The organism is Candidatus Defluviilinea proxima, assembly GCA_016721115.1.
GTDB lineage: Bacteria > Chloroflexota > Anaerolineae > Anaerolineales > Villigracilaceae > Defluviilinea > Defluviilinea proxima.
The window spans coordinates 1140867-1160596 of the sequence record JADKIW010000001.1 but is presented as its reverse complement, the minus strand read 5'-3'; the positions used below and the strand labels follow the sequence as shown (position 1 = coordinate 1160596).

At 46.9% G+C, this 19730-nt stretch carries 20 protein-coding genes; 11 read left to right on the top strand and 9 right to left on the bottom strand.

Annotated elements, in window-relative coordinates:
- Positions 1-157 precede the first annotated feature (157 nt).
- From moaA to IPP66_05550, 4 genes are all read left to right on the top strand, one after another.
- A complete protein-coding gene (gene moaA, locus IPP66_05565) occupies positions 158-1207 on the top strand; it encodes a GTP 3',8-cyclase MoaA (GenBank protein MBK9924746.1) in 1050 nt (349 codons plus the stop codon).
- 134 nt (positions 1208-1341) lie between these two features.
- Entirely contained in the window at positions 1342-2325 is a 984-nt protein-coding gene (locus IPP66_05560; protein ID MBK9924745.1) for an aldo/keto reductase, read from the top strand.
- Between the two features lie 13 nt (positions 2326-2338).
- Entirely contained in the window at positions 2339-2971 is a 633-nt protein-coding gene (locus IPP66_05555) for a LysE family translocator (GenBank protein ID MBK9924744.1), read from the top strand.
- A gap of 40 nt (positions 2972-3011) precedes the next feature.
- On the top strand, positions 3012-4142 hold the full coding sequence (locus tag IPP66_05550) for a DUF362 domain-containing protein (protein MBK9924743.1): 1131 nt from the start codon (positions 3012-3014) through the stop codon (positions 4140-4142).
- Positions 4143-4249: 107 nt separating this feature from the next.
- Here the strand turns inward: IPP66_05550 and IPP66_05545 are convergent, their stop codons facing one another.
- Positions 4250-4891: a hypothetical protein gene (locus IPP66_05545; protein MBK9924742.1), complete on the bottom strand. Its 642-nt coding sequence runs from the start codon at positions 4889-4891 to the stop codon at positions 4250-4252.
- Positions 4892-4905: 14 nt separating this feature from the next.
- A complete protein-coding gene (locus tag IPP66_05540; protein ID MBK9924741.1) occupies positions 4906-5475 on the bottom strand; it encodes a TetR/AcrR family transcriptional regulator in 570 nt (189 codons plus the stop codon).
- Positions 5476-5603: 128 nt separating this feature from the next.
- On the opposite strand from IPP66_05540, the gene IPP66_05535 reads away from it, so the two are divergent.
- From IPP66_05535 to IPP66_05505, 7 genes are all read left to right on the top strand, one after another.
- Positions 5604-6374 (top strand): class I SAM-dependent methyltransferase, encoded by a 771-nt coding sequence (locus IPP66_05535; protein MBK9924740.1) that lies wholly within the window; start codon positions 5604-5606, stop codon positions 6372-6374.
- A gap of 181 nt (positions 6375-6555) precedes the next feature.
- The gene (locus IPP66_05530; GenBank protein MBK9924739.1) at positions 6556-7509 is read left to right on the top strand and encodes a hypothetical protein; all 954 of its coding nucleotides are present in this window, start codon (positions 6556-6558) and stop codon (positions 7507-7509) included.
- Positions 7510-7632: 123 nt separating this feature from the next.
- Positions 7633-8082 carry a GatB/YqeY domain-containing protein gene (locus tag IPP66_05525; protein MBK9924738.1) on the top strand — a complete coding sequence of 150 codons (450 nt, stop codon included), beginning with the start codon at positions 7633-7635 and terminating at the stop codon, positions 8080-8082.
- Positions 8083-8186: 104 nt separating this feature from the next.
- Positions 8187-10298, top strand: a complete 2112-nt coding sequence (locus IPP66_05520; GenBank protein ID MBK9924737.1) for an HDIG domain-containing protein — start codon at positions 8187-8189, stop codon at positions 10296-10298.
- Positions 10295-10741, top strand: a complete 447-nt coding sequence (gene ybeY / locus IPP66_05515; protein MBK9924736.1) for an rRNA maturation RNase YbeY — start codon at positions 10295-10297, stop codon at positions 10739-10741. The genes IPP66_05520 and ybeY overlap by 4 nt, the downstream gene beginning before the upstream one ends.
- A 27-nt stretch (positions 10742-10768) precedes the next feature.
- The gene (locus IPP66_05510; GenBank protein MBK9924735.1) at positions 10769-11161 is read left to right on the top strand and encodes a diacylglycerol kinase family protein; all 393 of its coding nucleotides are present in this window, start codon (positions 10769-10771) and stop codon (positions 11159-11161) included.
- 46 nt (positions 11162-11207) lie between these two features.
- Complete coding sequence (locus tag IPP66_05505; protein MBK9924734.1) at positions 11208-12062, top strand: TIM barrel protein; 855 nt, start codon at positions 11208-11210, stop codon at positions 12060-12062.
- 34 nt (positions 12063-12096) lie between these two features.
- On the opposite strand, the gene IPP66_05500 is transcribed toward IPP66_05505, so the two are convergent.
- The 7 genes from IPP66_05500 to IPP66_05470 all read right to left on the bottom strand — a co-directional run bounded on the left by IPP66_05500 (position 12097) and on the right by IPP66_05470 (position 19707).
- Entirely contained in the window at positions 12097-13035 is a 939-nt protein-coding gene (locus IPP66_05500; GenBank protein ID MBK9924733.1) for a hypothetical protein, read from the bottom strand.
- A 158-nt stretch (positions 13036-13193) separates the two neighbouring features.
- Positions 13194-15440: a glycoside hydrolase family 3 C-terminal domain-containing protein gene (locus tag IPP66_05495; GenBank protein MBK9924732.1), complete on the bottom strand. Its 2247-nt coding sequence runs from the start codon at positions 15438-15440 to the stop codon at positions 13194-13196.
- A gap of 59 nt (positions 15441-15499) precedes the next feature.
- Positions 15500-16285, bottom strand: coding sequence for a nucleotidyltransferase domain-containing protein (locus IPP66_05490; protein ID MBK9924731.1), 786 nt, complete (start codon positions 16283-16285; stop codon positions 15500-15502).
- Between the two features lie 104 nt (positions 16286-16389).
- Complete coding sequence (locus IPP66_05485; GenBank protein MBK9924730.1) at positions 16390-17205, bottom strand: hypothetical protein; 816 nt, start codon at positions 17203-17205, stop codon at positions 16390-16392.
- 176 nt (positions 17206-17381) lie between these two features.
- Positions 17382-17774 (bottom strand): hypothetical protein, encoded by a 393-nt coding sequence (locus tag IPP66_05480; protein MBK9924729.1) that lies wholly within the window; start codon positions 17772-17774, stop codon positions 17382-17384.
- Positions 17771-18403 (bottom strand): hypothetical protein, encoded by a 633-nt coding sequence (locus IPP66_05475; protein MBK9924728.1) that lies wholly within the window; start codon positions 18401-18403, stop codon positions 17771-17773. Before IPP66_05475 ends, IPP66_05480 begins: the two co-directional genes overlap by 4 nt.
- Positions 18404-18750: 347 nt before the next feature.
- Positions 18751-19707: an alpha/beta hydrolase gene (locus tag IPP66_05470; GenBank protein ID MBK9924727.1), complete on the bottom strand. Its 957-nt coding sequence runs from the start codon at positions 19705-19707 to the stop codon at positions 18751-18753.
- Between the last annotated feature and the right edge of the window lie 23 nt (positions 19708-19730).

The following is a 19730-nucleotide window of genomic DNA, read 5'->3' as shown; positions in this document are numbered from 1 at the left end:
AACGTGCAAAATAAAAGAATAATACATGCATCATAGCATGGCTGAAAACCCTAGTCAATTGAAGCAATCCATCTTCATATAGTATTGTTATAATTCCTAAAGCTTTTTGGACAAAAAGCCCCGTTTCTTTCTCCGCCCGGGCCTGATACAGCATAACATGCATTTTCCACCCCCGGACGGCTTACCCAGAAAAGACCCAACCATGACCCTAACAGACACTCTCAATCGTCCTTTGCGCGACCTACGGATCTCCGTCACCGACCGCTGTAACTTCCGCTGTGTGTATTGCATGCCCAAGGAGATCTTCGGTTCTGATTATCCCTACCTGCCACAGAACGAAGTATTGACCTTTGAGGAGATCGCCCGTCTGGCTCGCATTTTCACAGCGCATGGTGTGAAAAAGATTCGGTTGACCGGTGGCGAACCACTTGTCCGCAAGGACCTGCATCTGCTGATCGGCATGCTTGCCAAGATCCCCAACCTCGATTTGACTCTCACCACCAATGGTTCCCTCCTTACCCGCAATGCACAAGCATTAAAAGATGCCGGGCTCAAGCGCGTCACCGTCAGCCTGGACTCACTAGATAACGATGTGTTCAAAGCCATGAACGATGTAGACTTCCCTGTAGAAAAAGTTTTGAAGGGAATGGAAACAGCCCAAAAGGTCGGGTTAGAGCCAATCAAGGTCAACATGGTAGTCAAGCGTGGAGTCAATGAATCCAGCATTTTGCCAATGGCACGTTTCTTCCGCGAAAAGGGATACATCCTGCGCTTCATCGAATATATGGACGTGGGTCACAGCAATGGCTGGCGCACAAATGATGTGGTTTCCGCGAAAGAGATTGTTAAGATCATCAGTGATGAATTGCCGCTTGAGCCCATTGACCCGAACTACCCCGGCGAAGTGGCAGAACGTTGGCGCTACAAAGACGGTAAAGGCGAGGTCGGTGTGATCGCTTCGGTGACACAACCGTTCTGTCGTGATTGCAACCGCGCAAGATTATCTGCGGAGGGAAAGCTTTACACATGTCTGTTCGCGGTCAAGGGACATGATCTCAAAAGCCTGATACGGGATGGCGCATCGGATGACGAACTTTCGCAAGAGATCGCACGCATTTGGGGAAAACGCGCAGACCGTTATTCCGAGATCCGCTCTGAAAATACAGTTGACCTGCCAAAAGTGGAAATGTCACATATCGGGGGATAACTGCATGAGGGTGCGTCGCACCTTTATGATAATGACTAGCCGTCAAAGTGGATTCTGCCTATTTATTCGATAAACTTACCCGTGTGGTGCGACGCACTACCGGGGGAACAAAAATCAAATACTAAGAGGTTATTATGCAATATCGTGAACTTGGACGTACTGGCTGGAAAGTATCAGCCATTAGTTTTGGCGCGTGGGCCATCGGTGGGACGTGGGGCAATGTTAAGGATGATGAATCCTATGCGGTATTGAACCGCGCACTTGACCTCGGTGTGAACTTTTTTGACACGGCCGATGTCTATGGCGATGGGCACAGCGAACAACTACTGGGAAAGCTCCGCAAGGAACGAAGCGAGAAGTTCTACATCGCCACAAAAGCCGGACGGCGGGCGAATCCGCATGTGGCAGGTTCTTACAATAAAAAGAATCTGACATCATATGTGGAACGAAGTTTGAAAAACCTCGCAGTGGATGCGCTTGATCTTCTACAATTACATTGTCCACCAACAGAAGTATTCTACATGCCCGAAACGTTCGATGCGTTGGACGAGCTTGTAAAAGAAGGCAAGTTGCTCAACTATGGTGTGAGCGTTGAAAAAGTGGAGGAGGCTTTGAAAGCCATCGAATATCCAAATGTAAAAACGGTGCAGATCATCTTCAACATCTTCCGTCAGCGTCCTTTGGATCTGTTCTTCCGCGAAGCACAAAAACGCAAGATCGGTATTCTGGCGCGCTTGCCACTTTCTTCTGGCATGTTGACCGGGAAGATGAGCAAACAATCCGCTTTTGAATCAGACGATCATCGTCAGGGTAATAGGAATGGTGAATGGTTTGACCGTGGCGAGACATTCTCTGGGTTAAATTACGAAACAGGCCTACAGGCTGTAGAGGAACTTCGCTCCATCGTCCCTGCGGAGATGTCTATGACTCAAATGGCTTTACGCTGGATATTGATGTCACCAGCGGTGACGTGCGCCATCCCCGGTGCGAAGCGCCCGGCTCAGGTGGAGGAAAATGTCGGTGCGGCGGACCAGCCTCAATTGTCGGATGAAGCGATGGGAAAGATCCGTGATATTTATGACCGGCTCGTGAGTCCACAAGTGCATCATCGGTGGTAGGAGAAAGCAAATCATGATCGAACCATCAAAACTCTTCTTGTTCATGGGAGCCGCGCTGGCTTTGTTATTGATTCCCGGCCCAGCGGTGTTATATATCACGGCACGTAGTGCCAGTCAGGGACGCATGGCCGGGTTGGTTTCAGTATTTGCGATCGAGACGGCAAATTTCATTCAAGCGGTTGCGGCGGCGCTGGGACTCTCGGCGATCTTGCTTTCATCTGCATTGGCTTTTGACATTGTGAAATATCTCGGCGCGGCGTACCTCATTTATCTTGGCGTGCGAAAACTATTATCATCGGATAATAGCGCAGAAGCAGAAGCAATGAAGAAGGAAAGTCTCTCGCGCATTTACTGGCAGGGATTCGCGGTCAACATTCTTAACCCAAAGACTGCGTTGTTCTTCTTTGCCTTTCTGCCACAATTCGTTGACCCCACAAAAGGAAATGTGACTGCACAAAATTTATTACTCGGCGCGATCTTCGTAGGCATGGCGATCATTACAGATAGCATATATGCATTGCTTGCCAGCTCCCTCGCTTCGAAGTTGAACGGGAATGTCCGCTTTCAAAAAGGAGGGCGGTATTTTGCGGGGTTGGTTTATGTCGGTTTAGGAATCACGACTGCGTTGACGGGGTCGAGGAAGTAATATAAGAGAAGTTTGTCTTCACTACAGAAAGGATCGTCATATGACCACAAAGTCCAAAGTTGCCATCTTGCGCACAAAGCCTGAAACCATACTGGAAGATTACCAACGCCTGTTCGAATTGGGCGGCGGACCGCAGGCACTGGCACCCAATACACCCACGATCATTAAAGACAATATCTCATGGCACTTTCCCATGCCCAGCGCTAATACCACGCCCTGGCAACTCGAAGGGACTGTGCAGGCGTTACAACAATCCGGCTTTAACGACCTGGTCTGTGTGCAAAATAAAACCGTCGTAATAGACACATTCAAAGGTGAGGACCTCAACGGTTACGTCCCTATCTTCAAACATTATCAGATCCCTGTGAAGTACAACTTCAAGCCCGAGGATATGAAGTGGATTCCTTTCCAACCCAAGGGCGAGTTACTGGTACTCAACGAGATCTTCCGCGAGGGACTCCATATCCCTGATTTCTTTGAGGGGAAAAATGTCGTCCACTTACCAACGATGAAATGTCACCTTTACACCACCACCACAGGCGCCATGAAGAATGCCTTTGGCGGATTACTGAACACGCATCGACACTACACTCATAGCTGGATCCACGAAACCTTGGTGGATTTGCTTACCATCCAAAAAGAAATTCATCCAGGTTTGTTTGCCGTGATGGACGGGACAACTGCCGGCAACGGACCTGGTCCACGTACCATGCTACCCGAGGTAAAGAATGTTATTCTCGCCTCTGCAGACCAGGTGGCGATTGACGCGGTTGCCGCCAAGATCATGGGCATCGACCCGCTCAGCATCAAATATATCCGTCTGGCACATGAAAAAGGATTGGGTGTGGGCGATCCGCGTGAGATTGAGATCGTGGGCGATATCGATGTTGCAAATGAAAACTGGGGATTCAAAGTGGGCAGTAACTTCCATGGCTTTTTGGCATGGTTGGCCTGGTACGGACCGACCAAGTTTCTACAACCCCTGATCATGCATACCCCTCTTGTAGCTTTTCCGATCTTTGTCTCGGAATTCGGTCACGACCATCTTCAATGGCCTCTGCGTTTTAAGCACATCGCCGAAACATGGCAAGAAACAACACCGTGGGGTCAGCTCTTTACTCGTTATCAAAAGGAAGGGATTTTGGGAGAACAGACTCAAATCCACATGTGAGGTAAATCGTACAGCTACAGGGAATCCTGAGCTTCAAAGGGGGGGAGATTTTGCTGGTTTAGTTTATGTTGATAATATAACCACTCTGATAGGTGGTTATATTATTTTTAACTATGCTTTCTGCTGGCTAGGAAGGAAAACGTCCAACCTAGCACCAACTCAATCAGCAAATGGAACGCGAAAGAACCCGCTTCGGCTTGTAACCCATATCTGATCATTTTCTCAGGTTGCAGAGCAAATGTTTTCACTCCCATCAACCCACATAGTGTATAGGTAGCCATGGCAAAAAAGAAATATCCCGCCATGCGGTAGTCACTAGCATCTTGTAACGTAGTTGGCAAACGATCACGTTCCCTGGCCCAGTATAGAACGATCAAAACGATCAATACAGTCATAACAGCACCTGCAACACCAAATACGATGGATTTGGGAGTAGGTAGGGGGATATATGCAAAAGCAATATATATAAATCCTGCTGTTGTAAAAAACCAGAACCTGGCAGATTTTATCGATGTTTGCAGAAACGCTCCAACGATTAAAAGAAACGCCCCAAGTTTGAATGAATATGCCCACAATAAATACCGAGCTATTTTCCAACCTTCTATACTCTGTCCGGCAAGAGCTGTACCTGCTCGACTTGTTTCCAAGTTTTCCAGATAACCAGGCAATACAATATACCGTCCTAAAATGGCATTGCAGAAAAAAAGACAAGCGGCAATGATTAGAGTTGTCCCGATTCGTTTTTTCATAAATATCAATCCCTTCAACTGTTTAGAGTTTGTTCCGCCTCAATGAGTGTCTTCCCCATTAAAAGTAGTTTTTCTTGGACAAAGTTCTTTGCTTGATCCGTAGGATTCTTATGGATTAACGTTACTAGCCCATGTAAGTAGATCCACATATTTGTGCCAAGACGCTTTAAGCTCGCATCTGATAGACCTTGTAGATTAGGGTCAGTCTTCAAGTTATCAAGTAATGAGCTAAATGGTTGTCCTATGTTTTCCAAAGATATTCCAATTAATCCTTCTAGAAAAAGAATTTCGAATAACGGCCGCTCTTCTCGCGCAAATTGAAAATATCTCAATCCAAACGATAAGAAGGGCGACGCTGTCGCTAATTCCTGAGAAAAATAAGCCAACGCATATGCCTTTGCCTTTTCTATTACGGCGCTTTGAAGGTCTGCCATTGAGCTATAAGATTTATAGATAGGTTGTGTGGAACAACCTAATTCCTTCGCAATCCGCCTTGCGCTTAAGGTCTCCAAACCTTCCCGTTTTACTATGTTGAACGCACGAGTCAGAATAATTTCTGGCGTAAATACAACTTTTGAAGGCATAAAAATCTCCTTGACATAACAGATGTTATTATTATAAAATAACACGTGTTATTTTGTCAATATAACCTAACTATAAGCTTCACTCACCCCTTACTTTCTTTAGGCTCAATTTCGATTTTGAGGAAATCATGGAAACACAATTAGACTACGGGAACTGGATCCGAAAAAAGAACTTGGTTATTTTGGGGTTATGTACACTCGGAATGGGCGCGTTGACCTTTATTCCATTGGGGTCTTTGTATCGCCTTGTTACAACCATCCTGTTTGCAGCCATCTTTATTAGCTTCCTATTCCCGTTGTATGCGTATGTGATGTTCTCGCAAAAGGGAGGAAAACTTCAAGAGAAGATTTACAACTCGATCATTCAAAGTTTGGAAACTAACGTCAAAGGCAGGATTCTTGATATAGGTTCAGGGAACGGTGTGTTGACAGTGAAACTTGCCCAACAAAACAAGGAAGCCGAGATTGTGGGCATGGACTATTGGGGAGCGGACTGGGAGTATTCAAAGAGTATCTGTGAGAAGAATGCCAAACTAGGCGACGTGGAAAGCCGAGTCCGTTTTCAAAAAGGGGATGCGGCCTCGCTGGACTTTGCAACAGGTGAATTTGATGGAGCCGTTAGCAATTTGACCTTCCACGAAGTGCGGTCCGTTGCGGATAAGAGATTGGTGTTGCGGGAAGCTCTACGCGTTGTGAAACTTGGTGGCGCGTTTGCTTTCGTGGATTATTTCTACGAAGAAAAATATTATGGGGCTAGCAGTGAACTCAAAAAGTATTTACAAGGCATGGGGCTGACACACTTCGAGTACAAATCACTCAGGGACCTGATCGCCATACCATCCTTGTTGAATCATCCCAAGATATTCGGGAAGGTGGGGATCATTTACGGGAGGAAATAGTAGGAAATTGGGGAAGACGGTCTACAGAGAATTGATGCTAATGCTTATTCTATGGGGACAAGTTTGTATCTCCTATTCGGTGACATATGACACATGTAATAAACCGGGGACTAATATAGTATTGTCACCAATCGTCACAGCCAGAGATTCTTGTGATGTAAATACCTAAGGAGATTGGGTTATGAGAAAGTCAGTTCAGCCAGTATTTCTTGCTTTTGTTGTACTTGTTGTTTTGTTGAGCGGATGCGCTCCTGCTTCAACACCTGTCCCAGCAACGTCAATACCCACACCCACCCCTTCCCCCATACCGCCTACATCGACACCGGAACCAACTGTAACCGCTACGACAATCCCTTCGCCAACACCTTTGCCGGGGCTGGTTGTTCTGCCGGTGGACACACTTGGAAAAAGTAATCCCTGGTTACCCTTGGACAAAACGGCACGTCCCGGGGTTAGCTACGTTGGTTTCAATACCCTTAAGCCTCCCTTCAATAGCCCTTTCGTGAGACAGGCATTCGCACATGCCATAGACCGGGATGTTCTGGTTGAAATGGCAATAAAATATAAGTCGAAAAACCCTGTCCATGCCACCACTCTTACACCGCCAGAAACATTGGGACGTGACCTATATGGTGAAGTTGGAGCAATGTTCGACCCTCAAATGGCCAAAGAACTGTTGACGAAAGCGGGATATTCCGACACATCGGCATTCCCCAAGGTTGTATTTCTAGTCAGCGCATCTGGTGACACTGCTCCCGGCGCACGCTTTAATATAGCAAATGCCATGGCAGATATGTGGCAAACTCATTTGGGAGTTACTGTTGAAGTGCAAGCCATTCAATCTTTCAGTGACTATAATAATCGTCTCGAATCTAATACGCCCGATCTGTTCTGGATGGGTTGGGCGGCTGATTACAATGATCCCGATAATTTCTTGAACATGCTTTTTCACTCTGGTTCAGAATATAACTATGGAAGTTTCTCAAGCCCTGAATTCGATCAATTAGTTGACAGTGCATCTGGGAGCAGTGACCCTACAGAACGCCAGGAACTGTATATGCAAGCAGAACGCCTTTTATGTGAAACAGAAGCGGCTTTAATTCCGCTGTACCACGTCAAATATAACCTTCCATAACTGACATCTGCTTATTGGGTGAGCAAACACCCCCTGTAAAGCAAACAGCAACTGACCTTGAGTTAGTTGCTGTTTGCTAATACGAATGCTCGTGACATTTTCTTCTCTAGTATAATCATCCCCATGACAATCAAAACACAACTTAACGATTCCATGAAAGACGCCATGAAATCTGGCGATGAGATCCGCAAGCGCACGGTGCGGATGGCACTGGCCGCCGTTAAACAAGCGGAAGTGGATAAACGTGCCGAACTGGACGATGTAGCAGTGATCGCGTTACTCCAAAAGGAGGTCAAGAACCGCCGCGAGTCTCTCGAAGAGGCCAAAAAAGCCGACCGCACAGACTTGATGGAAGCCAACGAAGCCGAAATCAAAGTGCTCGAGGCCTTCCTCCCCAAAGCCATGCCTGATGAAGAACTGCGCGCCATTGTGCAGGCCGCCATCACAGAGACCGGTGCATCCACGCAAGCCGATATGGGCAAGGTGATGAAAGTCGTGATGGGTAAGGTGGCGGGCAAGGCCCCCAACGATAAGATCAGCGCCGCTGTGCGGGAACTGCTTCAACCGAAGTAACCATGACATTCAATTTATCTGCCACAGAGACACAGGTTCACAGAGAGATTCTTTTAAAGAATCCCTTTGCATCTGCGTCTCCGTGGCAAAGTTTTTAGATCAGGATGACTATCGTACCTGCGCGGCATCGTCCAATACCGCCGCGCATCCGCACGCTTCAGGTCATTTTGCTCAGTCTCGTGAGCATCATATCCTATGGGGCAATAGTATTGCCATCACTCACGGGGCCAGCCGCAGTGTCCTTGCAAGTAGGGGATGTATCACCCAGCGATTTTCAAGCGCCAGAAGATAAAGAATATATCAGTGAAGTACGTACCGATGACGCACGTCTTGCGGCTGAAAACAACGTCTCGCCGGTGTATGCCTCGCCCGATCAAGCCATTGCGCGCAAACAACTCGAACGTCTACGTGCAACACTGCAATACATCACACTCGTGCGCGAAGATGAGAACGCAACACCGGAACAAAAGATAGCCGACATTACATCCCTTAGCGATATCGCCCTCAAACCGCAAACGATTGAAGAGATACTGGCTTTGCCCTCCGCACGATGGGATACGATCCAGCAGGAGTCTTTAAGCGTATTGGAACAGGTCATGCGTCGCGTCATTCGGGACACTGATCTGGATTCCGTCCGAAGGAGCGTTCCTTCGCTGGTGAGTCTGGCTCTTACCGAAGAGCAGGCCGCCGTAGTTGTGGAACTGACTTCTGCTTTTGTAACAGCTAACAGCGTGTATTCGGCCGATCTGACGGAAGCAGCTAAAAAGTCGGCAAGAGACGCGGTGCAACCCATCACCCAAAAATACAAAGCCGGTGAGATCATCATTCTGCGTGGACAGATCATCCGCCCATCGCAGTTGGAAGCATTGCAACAACTCAGGCTGATCGAACAATCCAGCCCGTGGCAGGAATATGCCGGGGCAGGTGCGTTGGTGTTGATGCTGGCGGCCTTGACCTCGTTATATTTCTCACGACGGCATTTATTGTTTCTATATGATGCACGCAGTCTTGTGATCGTGGCGTTGGTGTTCCTGATATTCGTTACCGGCGCGCGATTTATTATTCCTGACCGTACCGTGTTACCTTACGCATTTCCTCTGCCTGCTGTGGGCTTGTTGATCGCCACGTTGTTTGGCATCGAAGCGGGCATTGTCCTATCCATATTGATCGCGTTGTTGGTGCCATATGGCATGCCCAATGCACTCGATCTAATGCCGTACTATCTGATCTCATCCATGGCGGGTGTGCTGGTATTGGGTTCGGCCCGCCGTGTGTGGACGTTCTTCCGTGCAGGTATGGGAATTGCGGCGGCAGGTATTGTTGTTCTGTTGGCTTTCCGCTTGCCACTCTCCATCACGGATGGGATCGCGTTGTTGCAGTTATCGGGTGCTTCCGTCTTTAGCGGGTTGGCCGCATCGAGCGTAGCATTGTTACTACAATATTTCCTTGCGCAAACGCTTGGTCTCACGACTGCATTACAGCTCATCGAAATATCAAGACCCGATTTCCCCTTATTACAATTCTTCTTACGCCACGCGCCCGGCACATATCAACATAGTTTACAGGTTGCCAACCTTGCCGAACAAGCCGCTGAGTTGATCGGTGCAGATGCACTGCTCACACGCGTGGGTGCGTTGTTCCATGATGTTGGCAAATCGTTGAACCCAACTTACTTCATCGAGAATCAGGCGGCGGGAAGTATCAATCCACACGATAGACTCAGCCCGGAAGATAGTTCAAGCGTTATTATTGCGCATGTTCCCGATGGTGTGGCTTTAGCCCGTAAACACCGATTGCCGCGCCGCATTGATGATTTCATCCTCGAGCATCACGGCACGATGATCACACGCTATCAACACAGTCTCGCTGTCAAAGCCGCGGGTGGCGATGCATCGAAAGTGGATCTTGAAAAATTCCGTTATCCGGGGCCACGTCCACATTCGCGCGAAACAGCCTTACTCATGCTGGCCGATGGTACCGAAGCTCGTTCACGCGCCGAACGCCCGCAGGATGAAGAAGCCATCCGCAAGCTGGTCCTTTCCACGATCGAGACTGCGCAGAAGCAAGGCCAGCTTGATGACACACAATTGACTCTCAAAGACCTCGGTATCATCACCGATGCCTTCGTCACCATTTTGAAAGGCACGCATCATCCGCGCATTGCCTACCCCAAGGATGCAACCGAAAACATTATTACCGCACCAAGAAAATTATGATCAATATCGAATCTGAATTTCCCTTCCCCAATGAATTGCTCGAAAACGCTGTACAGGCCGCGCTTGAGAATCAAACCACAGATTTGGATTCTGAACTCACGATTGTGTTGACAGATGACGCACAGATCCAGGAACTGAATCGGGACTATCTGGGAATCGATTCGCCAACCGATGTGCTCTCCTTCCCCGCCTCCGAATCGGACCCTGAAACTGGTGCGACCTATATTGGCGATATCATCATCTCAATGCCGTATGCTACGAAAAGCGCAGAGAAAGCCGGTCACCCTGTGGAGGCTGAAGTGCAATTATTGGTAGTACATGGCGTGTTGCACTTGCTCGGTCACGACCATGCTGAACCAAAAGAAAAAGCAAAGATGTGGAAAGCGCAAGCCCAGATATTGAAATCACTGGGACTGGGTGATATAAAAATCCGTGAGGAGTAATTACGCAATACGTACTCCGTAAAAACCATGACTCTCAAAGAATTCTTCTATTCACGCATTCGATCTTTCGGCCATGCGTTTCGCGGCTGGGGATATGTCCTTAAAACTCAGCACAATGCATGGATCCATTCCATTGTCGCGACTCTGGTTGTCATCGTTGGGTTATGGCTGGGATTGCCGCCGCGCGATTGGGCCGTGTTGGTATTAGCGATCACAATGGTGTTTACTGCTGAATTTATCAACACATCCATCGAAGCTGTAGTGGACCTCGCAAGCCCGGTGCATCATCCACTGGCAAAAGTAGGCAAGGATGTGGGTGCGGGTGCCGTCTTGATCTCGGCATTGGCGGCCGTGCTGATCGGACTGTTGATCTTAGGCCCACCGTTGTGGGAACGCTTGACTCTATTGTTCGGGAAGTAATTACGTAGTACGCAATACGAATTACATATTGCGCAAAGGAGAAAACATGGCTTTGTCTTTTCAATTTGGCACGGTAGGTTCACCGCTTGGCACGCCCAAGAAACCGGGCGGTTCAGTGGGAGCCATTGAGTTCAGTAAATCCCTTGGCCTGACCGCATTCGAATTGGGCTGGGTGCAATCGGTGCGCGTCTCTGAAGAGACTTGTGCGGCGATCAAGAAAACAAGCAAGGAACAAGGTGTTGCGTTGAGCGTTCATGCATCCTATTTCTTCAACTTGAATGCGACCGAGGAGGAATGGCCCAAATCGCGTCAGCGTTTGATGGATGCGGCACACTATGGCAACCTTGCTGGTGCAACGGATATCATCTTTCATCCGGGTTCCTATTTTGGCAAATCACCTGAAGAAGTATTGAAAGTGGCGATCCCGCGTCTGAAAGATTTCGTAAAGGAATTACGCAAGGCCAAGAACCCGGTCATATTGCGGCCGGAGACAATGGGCAAATCAGCGATGCTGGGTTCACTGGAAGATACATTGGCAATGAGCAAAGCCATTGACGGTGTACAGCCGTGTCTCGATTTTGCGCATCTGCACGCGCGCCCCGGCGATGGGTCGATGAATTCGGCCAAAGAATGGACTCAAATCCTCGAGATGTATCAGTCAACCCTTGGGAAAGAGGCGTTGAAAAATTTGCACATCCATCTTTCGGGGATCGCGTATGGTCCCAAAGGTGAGAAGAATCATCTGGCGTTGGGCGAATCAGACCTGAAGGTGATCTTCTTGTTCGAAGTGTTGCGGGACTTTGGTTGCGGCGGAAGGATCTTGTGCGAGAGCCCGATCATGGAGGCGGACGCCGAGAACATGAAACAAGCGTGGATGCAAGTAAGCGGCGAGAAGGAATAACAAAAAACTGCGGACACTCGTCCGCAGTTTTTTGTTAGGCGCGTTCTATTAATAGCACTCGCCTTTCTTTTATTTTGTCAAATTCACTTTGAGTGCTTTCTTTCAGCGTTTCAAGTTCTTTTATTGCTTGAGTAATTATACTTTTTGCGTTATTAGATTGCTCTAATGAGTCTTCAATTTTTGACTGAACTATCCAATCAAAAATCAAGCCGTCAAAGAAAAAATCCGCAAAGGATGCTAATTCTCCAATGTTAATTTGAACTTCTGCACTTTTCTGTACATCAGCCAACTCTCTTTTGAATTGACTGATTTTATTCTGAGCATTAGTGACGTTAATTCGAGCGTCGTCAATATGTGAATGTTTTATCATGTCGGTGATAAAACCGCCGCCTAGCATGTCCCAGATTCCCCAGCCTTCGGCACTCCCCAGTGACTTTATTGCCTGGTTTAAATCTACGATAACACTATTTCCAACGGTTACGGCTTCCATAATTTCTCGTAGTTCCGAATTTAGATTTGCTAACTTCTCCGAAGTTTCAAAAAGCTGGTTTGCGATTGTTTGGTTTGATTGTTGAATAAACTTTTCTTTTTCAGAAAGAAGCAACTCGTATTCAGAATCTGTGCTCGCTAATTTTTCCAGTTGAGTTGAAAGCCTGCTTTTTTCTTGCTCTAAATACTCTACTTGATTCTTGACTTGTCGATAAAGAAGTTGGACGGAAAGTAATTCCTGCCGCTCTTTTTCTAATTGTTGTTCACGACTGCCTAATACCGAATAAAACAAATATATCAGGCTAACATTTTCTAATTTCTCAACATCAACTCTTTCTTTATCCAATTGAGCATTGAGTGTATCAAGGCGGAGTAATTGGTCTCGTAATTCTGTTTCAACGGCACGAAAATCCTGCTCAAGTTTTTCTTTGAGTCTTTTTTGTTCGATAATTCTGGAAAGTCGCTCACTTAATTCTTGAAGCATTTTTTTATTCCTGAATAAAGCACCTAACTATGATTTAGACGGCTAATTCCGTATAACTGTTTATGGAAAAGTCCTGCAAAAAGTATAGCAGATATCCAAATGAATGAAAGTAATGAAACGCCCTTTCGAAAAAGGGCGTTTCATTACCAAACACTTTTTTATTTGTTGTGTACTTGTTGAAGTAATTCGTCAACGATCTCAATGGCGGGTTTGGGGAGGAAACCTTCCTGAAATTGCAGGATGCTGAGCAAAGGCATTTCGAGGAAGAACTTCTCGATATCCATGCCAATGAATTCACTGCCGTCATCACCACTGCCCATTGCAGACCGCATTCCCTGCACCATCATTTCGTACATCGGTTGGATCATATCTTTACCGCGCGGGTCATTCCTCCAATCACGGATCGTGGACTCGCGGTTAAGCAGGCAGGGCAAGGTCAGGGAGGAGGACAAGGTCACAGTTTCGCTGAAGCAGATGTCGGCGGAGGATGAACCGATGAGAATGTCGAAGTCGCCGTCTTCGGTCACCCATTGTTTATATGCAGGGTCGTAATAGGCAAAGGAGCGGAAGTCCAATGAGAAGCTGACTGTTTTGGTTCCGCCGGGTTGCAATTCCACTTTTGCAAAAGACTTCAACTCTTTCGGTGGCCGCACCAACTTTGATTTGCGATCATGCACATAGACTTGCACCACTTCCTTGCCAGCGAGTTTGCCGGTGTTGGTCACATCCACAGAGACGGTGATGCCATCCACATCTTTGAATTGTTTTGCAGAAACTTTTGGGTTGCTGTATTGGAACGTTGTGTAACTGAGACCATACCCGAACGGGAACTGCACAGGAATTTCTTTTGCATCGTACCAACGATACCCAATGAAGAGACCTTCGCCATAACGCACTTCACCGTTCTCGCCTGGGAAATTCGTATACGCGGGCGTATCGGAGAGTTTCATTGGGAATGTTTCAGAAAGCTTGCCCGAAGGATTCACTTTGCCGAACAACACATCCGCGATCGCGCCGCCGCCAGATTGACCCATCATCCATGATTCAAGCACAGCCGCCGTATCGTTGATCCATGCACGCATATCCACAGGCGCACCATTGTTGAGAACCACAATCGTTTTGGGTTGCACTTTTCCCACTGCCTTGATGAGTGCAACTTGTTGCTCCGTGAGATCAAGGTCGGGGCGGTCATACCCTTCGGCTTCCTTGAACGACGGCAACGCAATATACAACAACGCCACATCCGCATCCTGCGCCAACTTCACAGCTTCGTCGATCATCGCGGGCTGGTAACTATCATCCTTGGGATACCCCTCGGCATACGTCAACTCGGCATTGCCTGCAAGTTGTTGCAATTCCTTATACGGTACAGAAACCTTTGTCGGGTTGATGTGCGAACTGCCGCCGCCTTGAAAATGTGCCTCGCGCGCCGAACGTCCGATCACAGCAATTTGTTGCGGATTCACAAGCGGCAGGATGCCATCATTCTTCAACAGGACAACACTCTCTGCAGAGATACGTCGAGCCAACGCATCATGTGCATCAACATCAAACTCGCCGCCTTTGGGAGTCTCAGCCGCTTTGAAGACAATTTTCAGGATTCGACGAACCGCCTCATTCAATTGGACCTCAGGCAGGCTTCCGTTTCGAACTGCCTCGACCACCGCCCGAACATCCATCTCACGCGGACCTGGCATCTGCCAATCCAACCCGGCTTTCAACGCGGTAACGCGATCATGCACCGCGCCCCAATCCGAGACGACCAAGCCTTCAAAGCCCCACTCGTTCTTGAGAATATCGGTCAACAGTTTGTGATTCTCAGAACCATACGTGCCGTTGATCTTGTTGTACGCGCACATGACAGTCCAGGGTTTTCCTTTTTTAACTGCGGTTTCAAACGCAGGTAAATAAATTTCGCGCAATGTGCGTTCGTCAATGGCGGCGCTGATCACGAAACGTTCATACTCCTGATTGTTCGCTGCAAAATGTTTCAGTGACGTGCCCACGCCTTTGCTTTGTATACCGTTGATGAGACTCGCCGCCATTTCACCAGCGAGGAAAGGGTCTTCGGAGAAATATTCAAAGTTGCGTCCACAAAGAGGCGTGCGCTTCATGTTGTTGCCGGGGCCAAGCAACACATCTACATTCAAAGCGATACATTCCTCGCCAAGAGCCTGTCCCATTTGATGAATCAGGTCAACGTCCCAAGTGGATGCGAGTGCAGATGCAGTGGGGAAACAAGTCGCAGGCAGACTCTCCGCTCCCAGTGCATGGACGTCCACCACGCGGCGAACACCATGTGGCCCATCGGAAACCACCATCTCTGGAATACCGAGCCTTTCAACGGGCGTTGTCGTCCATGAACTCGCGCCGGTGCAAAGAGCGGCTTTTTCTTCAAGGGTCATTTGCCCGATCAGGGCTTCGATATCTGCCATGTTTTGTTCCTCTATTTCTTGTTTGTTTTTTACAGATCATCCACCGGCGTTTTGCCATCCTGCCAGTTAAGTTCGCTATCAAGCATGAATTGCGTGGGCCAATTGACGCTACCTTCGATCCACGTACGGAATCCTTTGATCGTTTCGTAAAGAGTTTCTATATTTTCTGTTGTTGCTGACGTGTTCAATCGATCAATACTTTCCAATAAACCTGCGGGTTTCTCTTTTGCTCCAGCCAACACTCTGAGAAACCACTTGTGATACGGATACAACAGTTCATTATGGGCAAGGATGAGGCGTCCGCTGAATAAAATGAACTTGCTGATTGATGTGCCGAGCAAATACTGATTCTTGAGGCGCAGTGCTTCGCCGCAATACCAATGCCACGCCTCGAATTGAGCATAGAAGCGCTTGATATTTTCGGCTTTAGCGGCAACGGGATATTCCGCCGCCTTACGGACATCCTCTTCAAACCCGTCTATCTTGTTGAATAAAACTTGTGCACCTGCAAACGCAAAGCGAGCGGGTTCGCTTCCTTTTTCGATAACCTGCCTCACAAAACTTTGCGTGGAGTATTTCCCGTCCACGTAACCGCCCTCATAGGTGGTGAGTTCCATGTTGAAAAAGTGGACTCGATTCTCCGCAAAGCGTTTCTTGTACACTTCGTCAGAGACAAAAATCATAATGTCTACATCGGAGGTCGGAGTTTCGAATCCGTGTGCGATGGAACCGCCGAGAAGCAAAGCCAGTACTTCGGGGTCGCGCTGGAAATATTCAGTTACATTTTGAATGGATTGGGTGTGGTGGGTATACATACAATGCCTGTCTGTGACAGGCATTGTACAAGGATTCTTCTTCTGAGGCAGGTGTCATTCATCGTAAGACAAGCCGTCAAAAGGTAGAAGAATATCGTAAATTTCTACGCGACCTTGGTCACTTTGCTCACAAATATATTGTTGACCTTTTGCACTCTTTCTACACGATATTCATTTATGGACAGCTTGTCTTCAACAAAAGGCAAACTCGGCGCATAATAAAAACAACCACCAATAAACAAAGAGGACAGGATATCTTTCATTCTCAAAAGATAGCGTTCGAGCTGAGAGACATCATGTAGATACGCATAGTTCAAATGATTCGTAAAGCTCATATTGGATATGATCGTCCCCCAGGCGCCCCGTTCGAAACGATATGCAAACCAATCCACCTCTGTAAGATATGACCCATGAACATCCAAATGTCGATCAACACCATATCCTTCAAGCCCCAACGAACGTAAATATCTTACGAGGTTGGCCTGTCCGCCACAGCCGATATCGAGTACAGGTTGTTGGATGTCATATATGTCAATCCCCAGCAATTCCAATTGCAGTTCAGCCGAATATTCCTCATACACAACACTTCCTACAACAGGTACGGTTTTGAGGATTTTTTGAAACTTCGACGGGTACAGGGAAGCAAGCCATTTCGATAATTCAGGATAGTGAATATCCATAAGAGTTATTTTTATATTTCCAGTTCTTCTCATCTCCTGCCAGGTTCTGCGGTAGATACCCTCCAATTTTTCGATTTGCGAGCTGTTCAGTTCCAAATATGGATTAACAGACAGCAATCGTTTCGCCAATTCATTGGCGGCAAATGAAACGATCTTTGAATGATCATCGCCCTGTGTAGTCTCTGTGCTGGCATGCAACAGCTTTTCCAAAGAGACGAGAAATCCCGGGTCCACATCCATAATTTGTTTTACGTTTTCAAAAAACAAATTTTTGGATCTATTTACAAGCAATTGTCGCTGTATCCAGGTTTCTATTGATCGCAGATTCATATGTTTGAATTCGTTCACTTTATCAAATGAGGGCTTGCAATTGATGCCAGTGCTGTCTCTTACACGCTATGTGTCGTTAAATTGTATTATTTTTCAATCGCCAGCCTGAATGCGCAAAGAGCAAGCACGATCGTGATGGGAGCAAAGATGAAATTTTCAGCAGAGACACCCGACGCAAGGTTTCCCAAAGTGTTCAACAACAAAAAGGTGAAAATAATCCAAACAAGGACATTGACCATAACAGCGAACCTGCCAGCTTTGATATAACCTGTCTTTGCAGCAATAACAAAGCCAAAGAACAGTGTTACGACAATGGCAATGATCTCAAGTGTGATGATATTCGCGGATGTAGCTTGTCCGCCCCACATGATATCCGCAGGAATGATTTTGAATAGGGCGAGAAGATGGAAGACGAGTAACAGTCCCAGTGAAGCGAGAAGGATATTGCCCGCGAGTTTTGCGCTAATGAGTTTTTTCATTTTATGATCGATTCCTTTTCGTCAAAAAACATCACTATATTATTCACAAGCGGGGACATTACTTCTACACTAGTTTCACCATAAATATCCAACTCTATTCTTTCTTGGATGTTTCTATCTTCTCTTATTAAAACGCATCTGGTCGTTCTTCGGTCAGCTTTGTCAATCCCAATATAGCATACAGGATCTAGAAAAGTGGAGCTTTCGGGTATTGGAATGAGTACTTGGTCTACAGGGTTACTTACACCAATGGACGTCCACATAGGATCAGTGTTAATTTCATTTGATGCAGTAATATATTTGTTTAGGGTATGAGTAAACCGCACATCATGCCCTCTATAGTAACCTACGAGAAACCGTATGGCAAACTCATTAATATTTGCGTTGTATTGTGGGTGATCGCCTTGATGAGTAGTAATAATATTCCACCACCAATCTCCAGAAAATTTCGATTTGTTGATCAGCATACTTAGTAATGCAGAATTTGGATTTTCTACAGATATATTTGTCAAAGGCTGATGAAATAGTCGCCGTACATACTTTTGAGATGACCCCACTATAAAAATGAATACAAGAAACAATGTAACATATAAAGTGATTTGTAATATTTTTCTTAATATTTTAGACATGTCACCACCATTTCAAATAAAGAACTTTATACCAACACGATTCATTAAGTTTACAGTCACATACCGTTGTCAATTAGCAAGTATCTTCCAATCTCTAACAGAATCCCCAATAGTGTTTAGCAGGTCAATTTCACATAACTACCTATGGGCGGCGAATTCTGTCTAAACGCCCAATTCAATTAGGGTATTAGGTGATCACAAGTTAAAACTGTATGAGCAAATTATATGCCCAGCGGGACGAAAAGACAATTTGCCACTACTGAATCTTACAACCGCCGTCCACCATGATCGTCTCGCCCGTCATGAGCCCCCCATGATTCTACATATTCTTCTTCTGCCATCACACGTTACTGGCTTCGGATTTCTTTCACCATCTGGGTAAGCGCATCGATAATGATCTGTGGCTCTTCTACAGGAATGTAATGGCCGGAATATTTGGCGGTCATGAATACACCCTTCGATGATAAAGTTGCCAGATCCGCTTGAAGATTTTGCCAGGCTGTGGAAAGTCGCTCTGCATCTTCCGAAGAAAACCCCGGAGACATCCATGGGGTTGGATCAGGGTGTTGACTGATAACGATCAGTGGCAGATCCCCGAGTGAGCCTGCCTGGATGACTTGCTCAGTACTGGCCGCGACATCAAAGTCTCCGGCAATCACATTGACTGTCGGCGTGGGAGCCACCATCGTAGCCCGATCACTCGTAAGGGCAGGCAATTCGTTTGGCGTGTAGGTCGGATACGCCTTCAAAAATTCTTTCATCGGATCCGGATATGTAGTATCCACCAAGACCATACCTGCCACCTCTTGTGGGTAGAGATGCGCAAACACACGCACATGATAACCACCGATCGAATGCCCTACAAGGATATAGGGTCCTGGCAATGGGATTCTGCTGAGAAGCATGTGTAAATTTTGCGCAATATCCTGACTGGTGCGGACTTCGGCACGATTATAAATACAAATACGCGTGACGGTTTGTACTCTCTCGGTAACTTGTTTCCAGGTCATAGCCACTGTTGGCTGATCAAATAGCGCGGCTTCAACGATCACTGTTGGGGATCCCTCCCCAAAGCATTGATAAGCCAGCTTATACCCATTCACGTCAATATGCCCCTTCATTGTAGGAGGAGTGGTAGATAAAACCTGAGGCAATGGAGTGTTTTCCAGTGTGGGTGCCACTGTTGGCGATGGGGTATTTTCCGGTGTTGGTGTTGTTGGTTGCGAAATTGTCGTGCAGGCAACGGCCATCAATGCAGTTAGCATTACTAAGCTTACAAAAGTAATCTGCTTAAAATTTGGCATTGCTTTCTCCTTAAATAACAATC

What these genes read in the sequence shown, in the direction of transcription:
- IPP66_05495 (MBK9924732.1), bottom strand. Translation starts at nt 15,440, where the DNA reads ATGACCCTTGAAGAAAAAGCCGCTCTTTGCACCGGCGCGAGTTCATGG.
- IPP66_05550 (MBK9924743.1), top strand. Translation starts at nt 3,012, where the DNA reads ATGACCACAAAGTCCAAAGTTGCCATCTTGCGCACAAAGCCTGAAACC.
- IPP66_05485 (MBK9924730.1), bottom strand. Translation starts at nt 17,205, where the DNA reads ATGGATGTGGACCCGGGATTTCTCGTCTCTTTGGAAAAGCTGTTGCAT.
- IPP66_05490 (MBK9924731.1), bottom strand. Translation starts at nt 16,285, where the DNA reads ATGTATACCCACCACACCCAATCCATTCAAAATGTAACTGAATATTTC.
- IPP66_05500 (MBK9924733.1), bottom strand. Translation starts at nt 13,035, where the DNA reads ATGCTTCAAGAATTAAGTGAGCGACTTTCCAGAATTATCGAACAAAAA.
- IPP66_05555 (MBK9924744.1), top strand. Translation starts at nt 2,339, where the DNA reads ATGATCGAACCATCAAAACTCTTCTTGTTCATGGGAGCCGCGCTGGCT.
- IPP66_05480 (MBK9924729.1), bottom strand. Translation starts at nt 17,774, where the DNA reads ATGAAAAAACTCATTAGCGCAAAACTCGCGGGCAATATCCTTCTCGCT.
- IPP66_05470 (MBK9924727.1), bottom strand. Translation starts at nt 19,707, where the DNA reads ATGCCAAATTTTAAGCAGATTACTTTTGTAAGCTTAGTAATGCTAACT.
- IPP66_05540 (MBK9924741.1), bottom strand. Translation starts at nt 5,475, where the DNA reads ATGCCTTCAAAAGTTGTATTTACGCCAGAAATTATTCTGACTCGTGCG.
- moaA (MBK9924746.1), top strand. Translation starts at nt 158, where the DNA reads ATGCATTTTCCACCCCCGGACGGCTTACCCAGAAAAGACCCAACCATG.
- IPP66_05475 (MBK9924728.1), bottom strand. Translation starts at nt 18,403, where the DNA reads ATGTCTAAAATATTAAGAAAAATATTACAAATCACTTTATATGTTACA.
- IPP66_05525 (MBK9924738.1), top strand. Translation starts at nt 7,633, where the DNA reads ATGACAATCAAAACACAACTTAACGATTCCATGAAAGACGCCATGAAA.
- IPP66_05510 (MBK9924735.1), top strand. Translation starts at nt 10,769, where the DNA reads ATGACTCTCAAAGAATTCTTCTATTCACGCATTCGATCTTTCGGCCAT.
- IPP66_05505 (MBK9924734.1), top strand. Translation starts at nt 11,208, where the DNA reads ATGGCTTTGTCTTTTCAATTTGGCACGGTAGGTTCACCGCTTGGCACG.
- IPP66_05520 (MBK9924737.1), top strand. Translation starts at nt 8,187, where the DNA reads ATGACTATCGTACCTGCGCGGCATCGTCCAATACCGCCGCGCATCCGC.
- ybeY (MBK9924736.1), top strand. Translation starts at nt 10,295, where the DNA reads ATGATCAATATCGAATCTGAATTTCCCTTCCCCAATGAATTGCTCGAA.
- IPP66_05535 (MBK9924740.1), top strand. Translation starts at nt 5,604, where the DNA reads ATGGAAACACAATTAGACTACGGGAACTGGATCCGAAAAAAGAACTTG.
- IPP66_05530 (MBK9924739.1), top strand. Translation starts at nt 6,556, where the DNA reads ATGAGAAAGTCAGTTCAGCCAGTATTTCTTGCTTTTGTTGTACTTGTT.
- IPP66_05560 (MBK9924745.1), top strand. Translation starts at nt 1,342, where the DNA reads ATGCAATATCGTGAACTTGGACGTACTGGCTGGAAAGTATCAGCCATT.
- IPP66_05545 (MBK9924742.1), bottom strand. Translation starts at nt 4,891, where the DNA reads ATGAAAAAACGAATCGGGACAACTCTAATCATTGCCGCTTGTCTTTTT.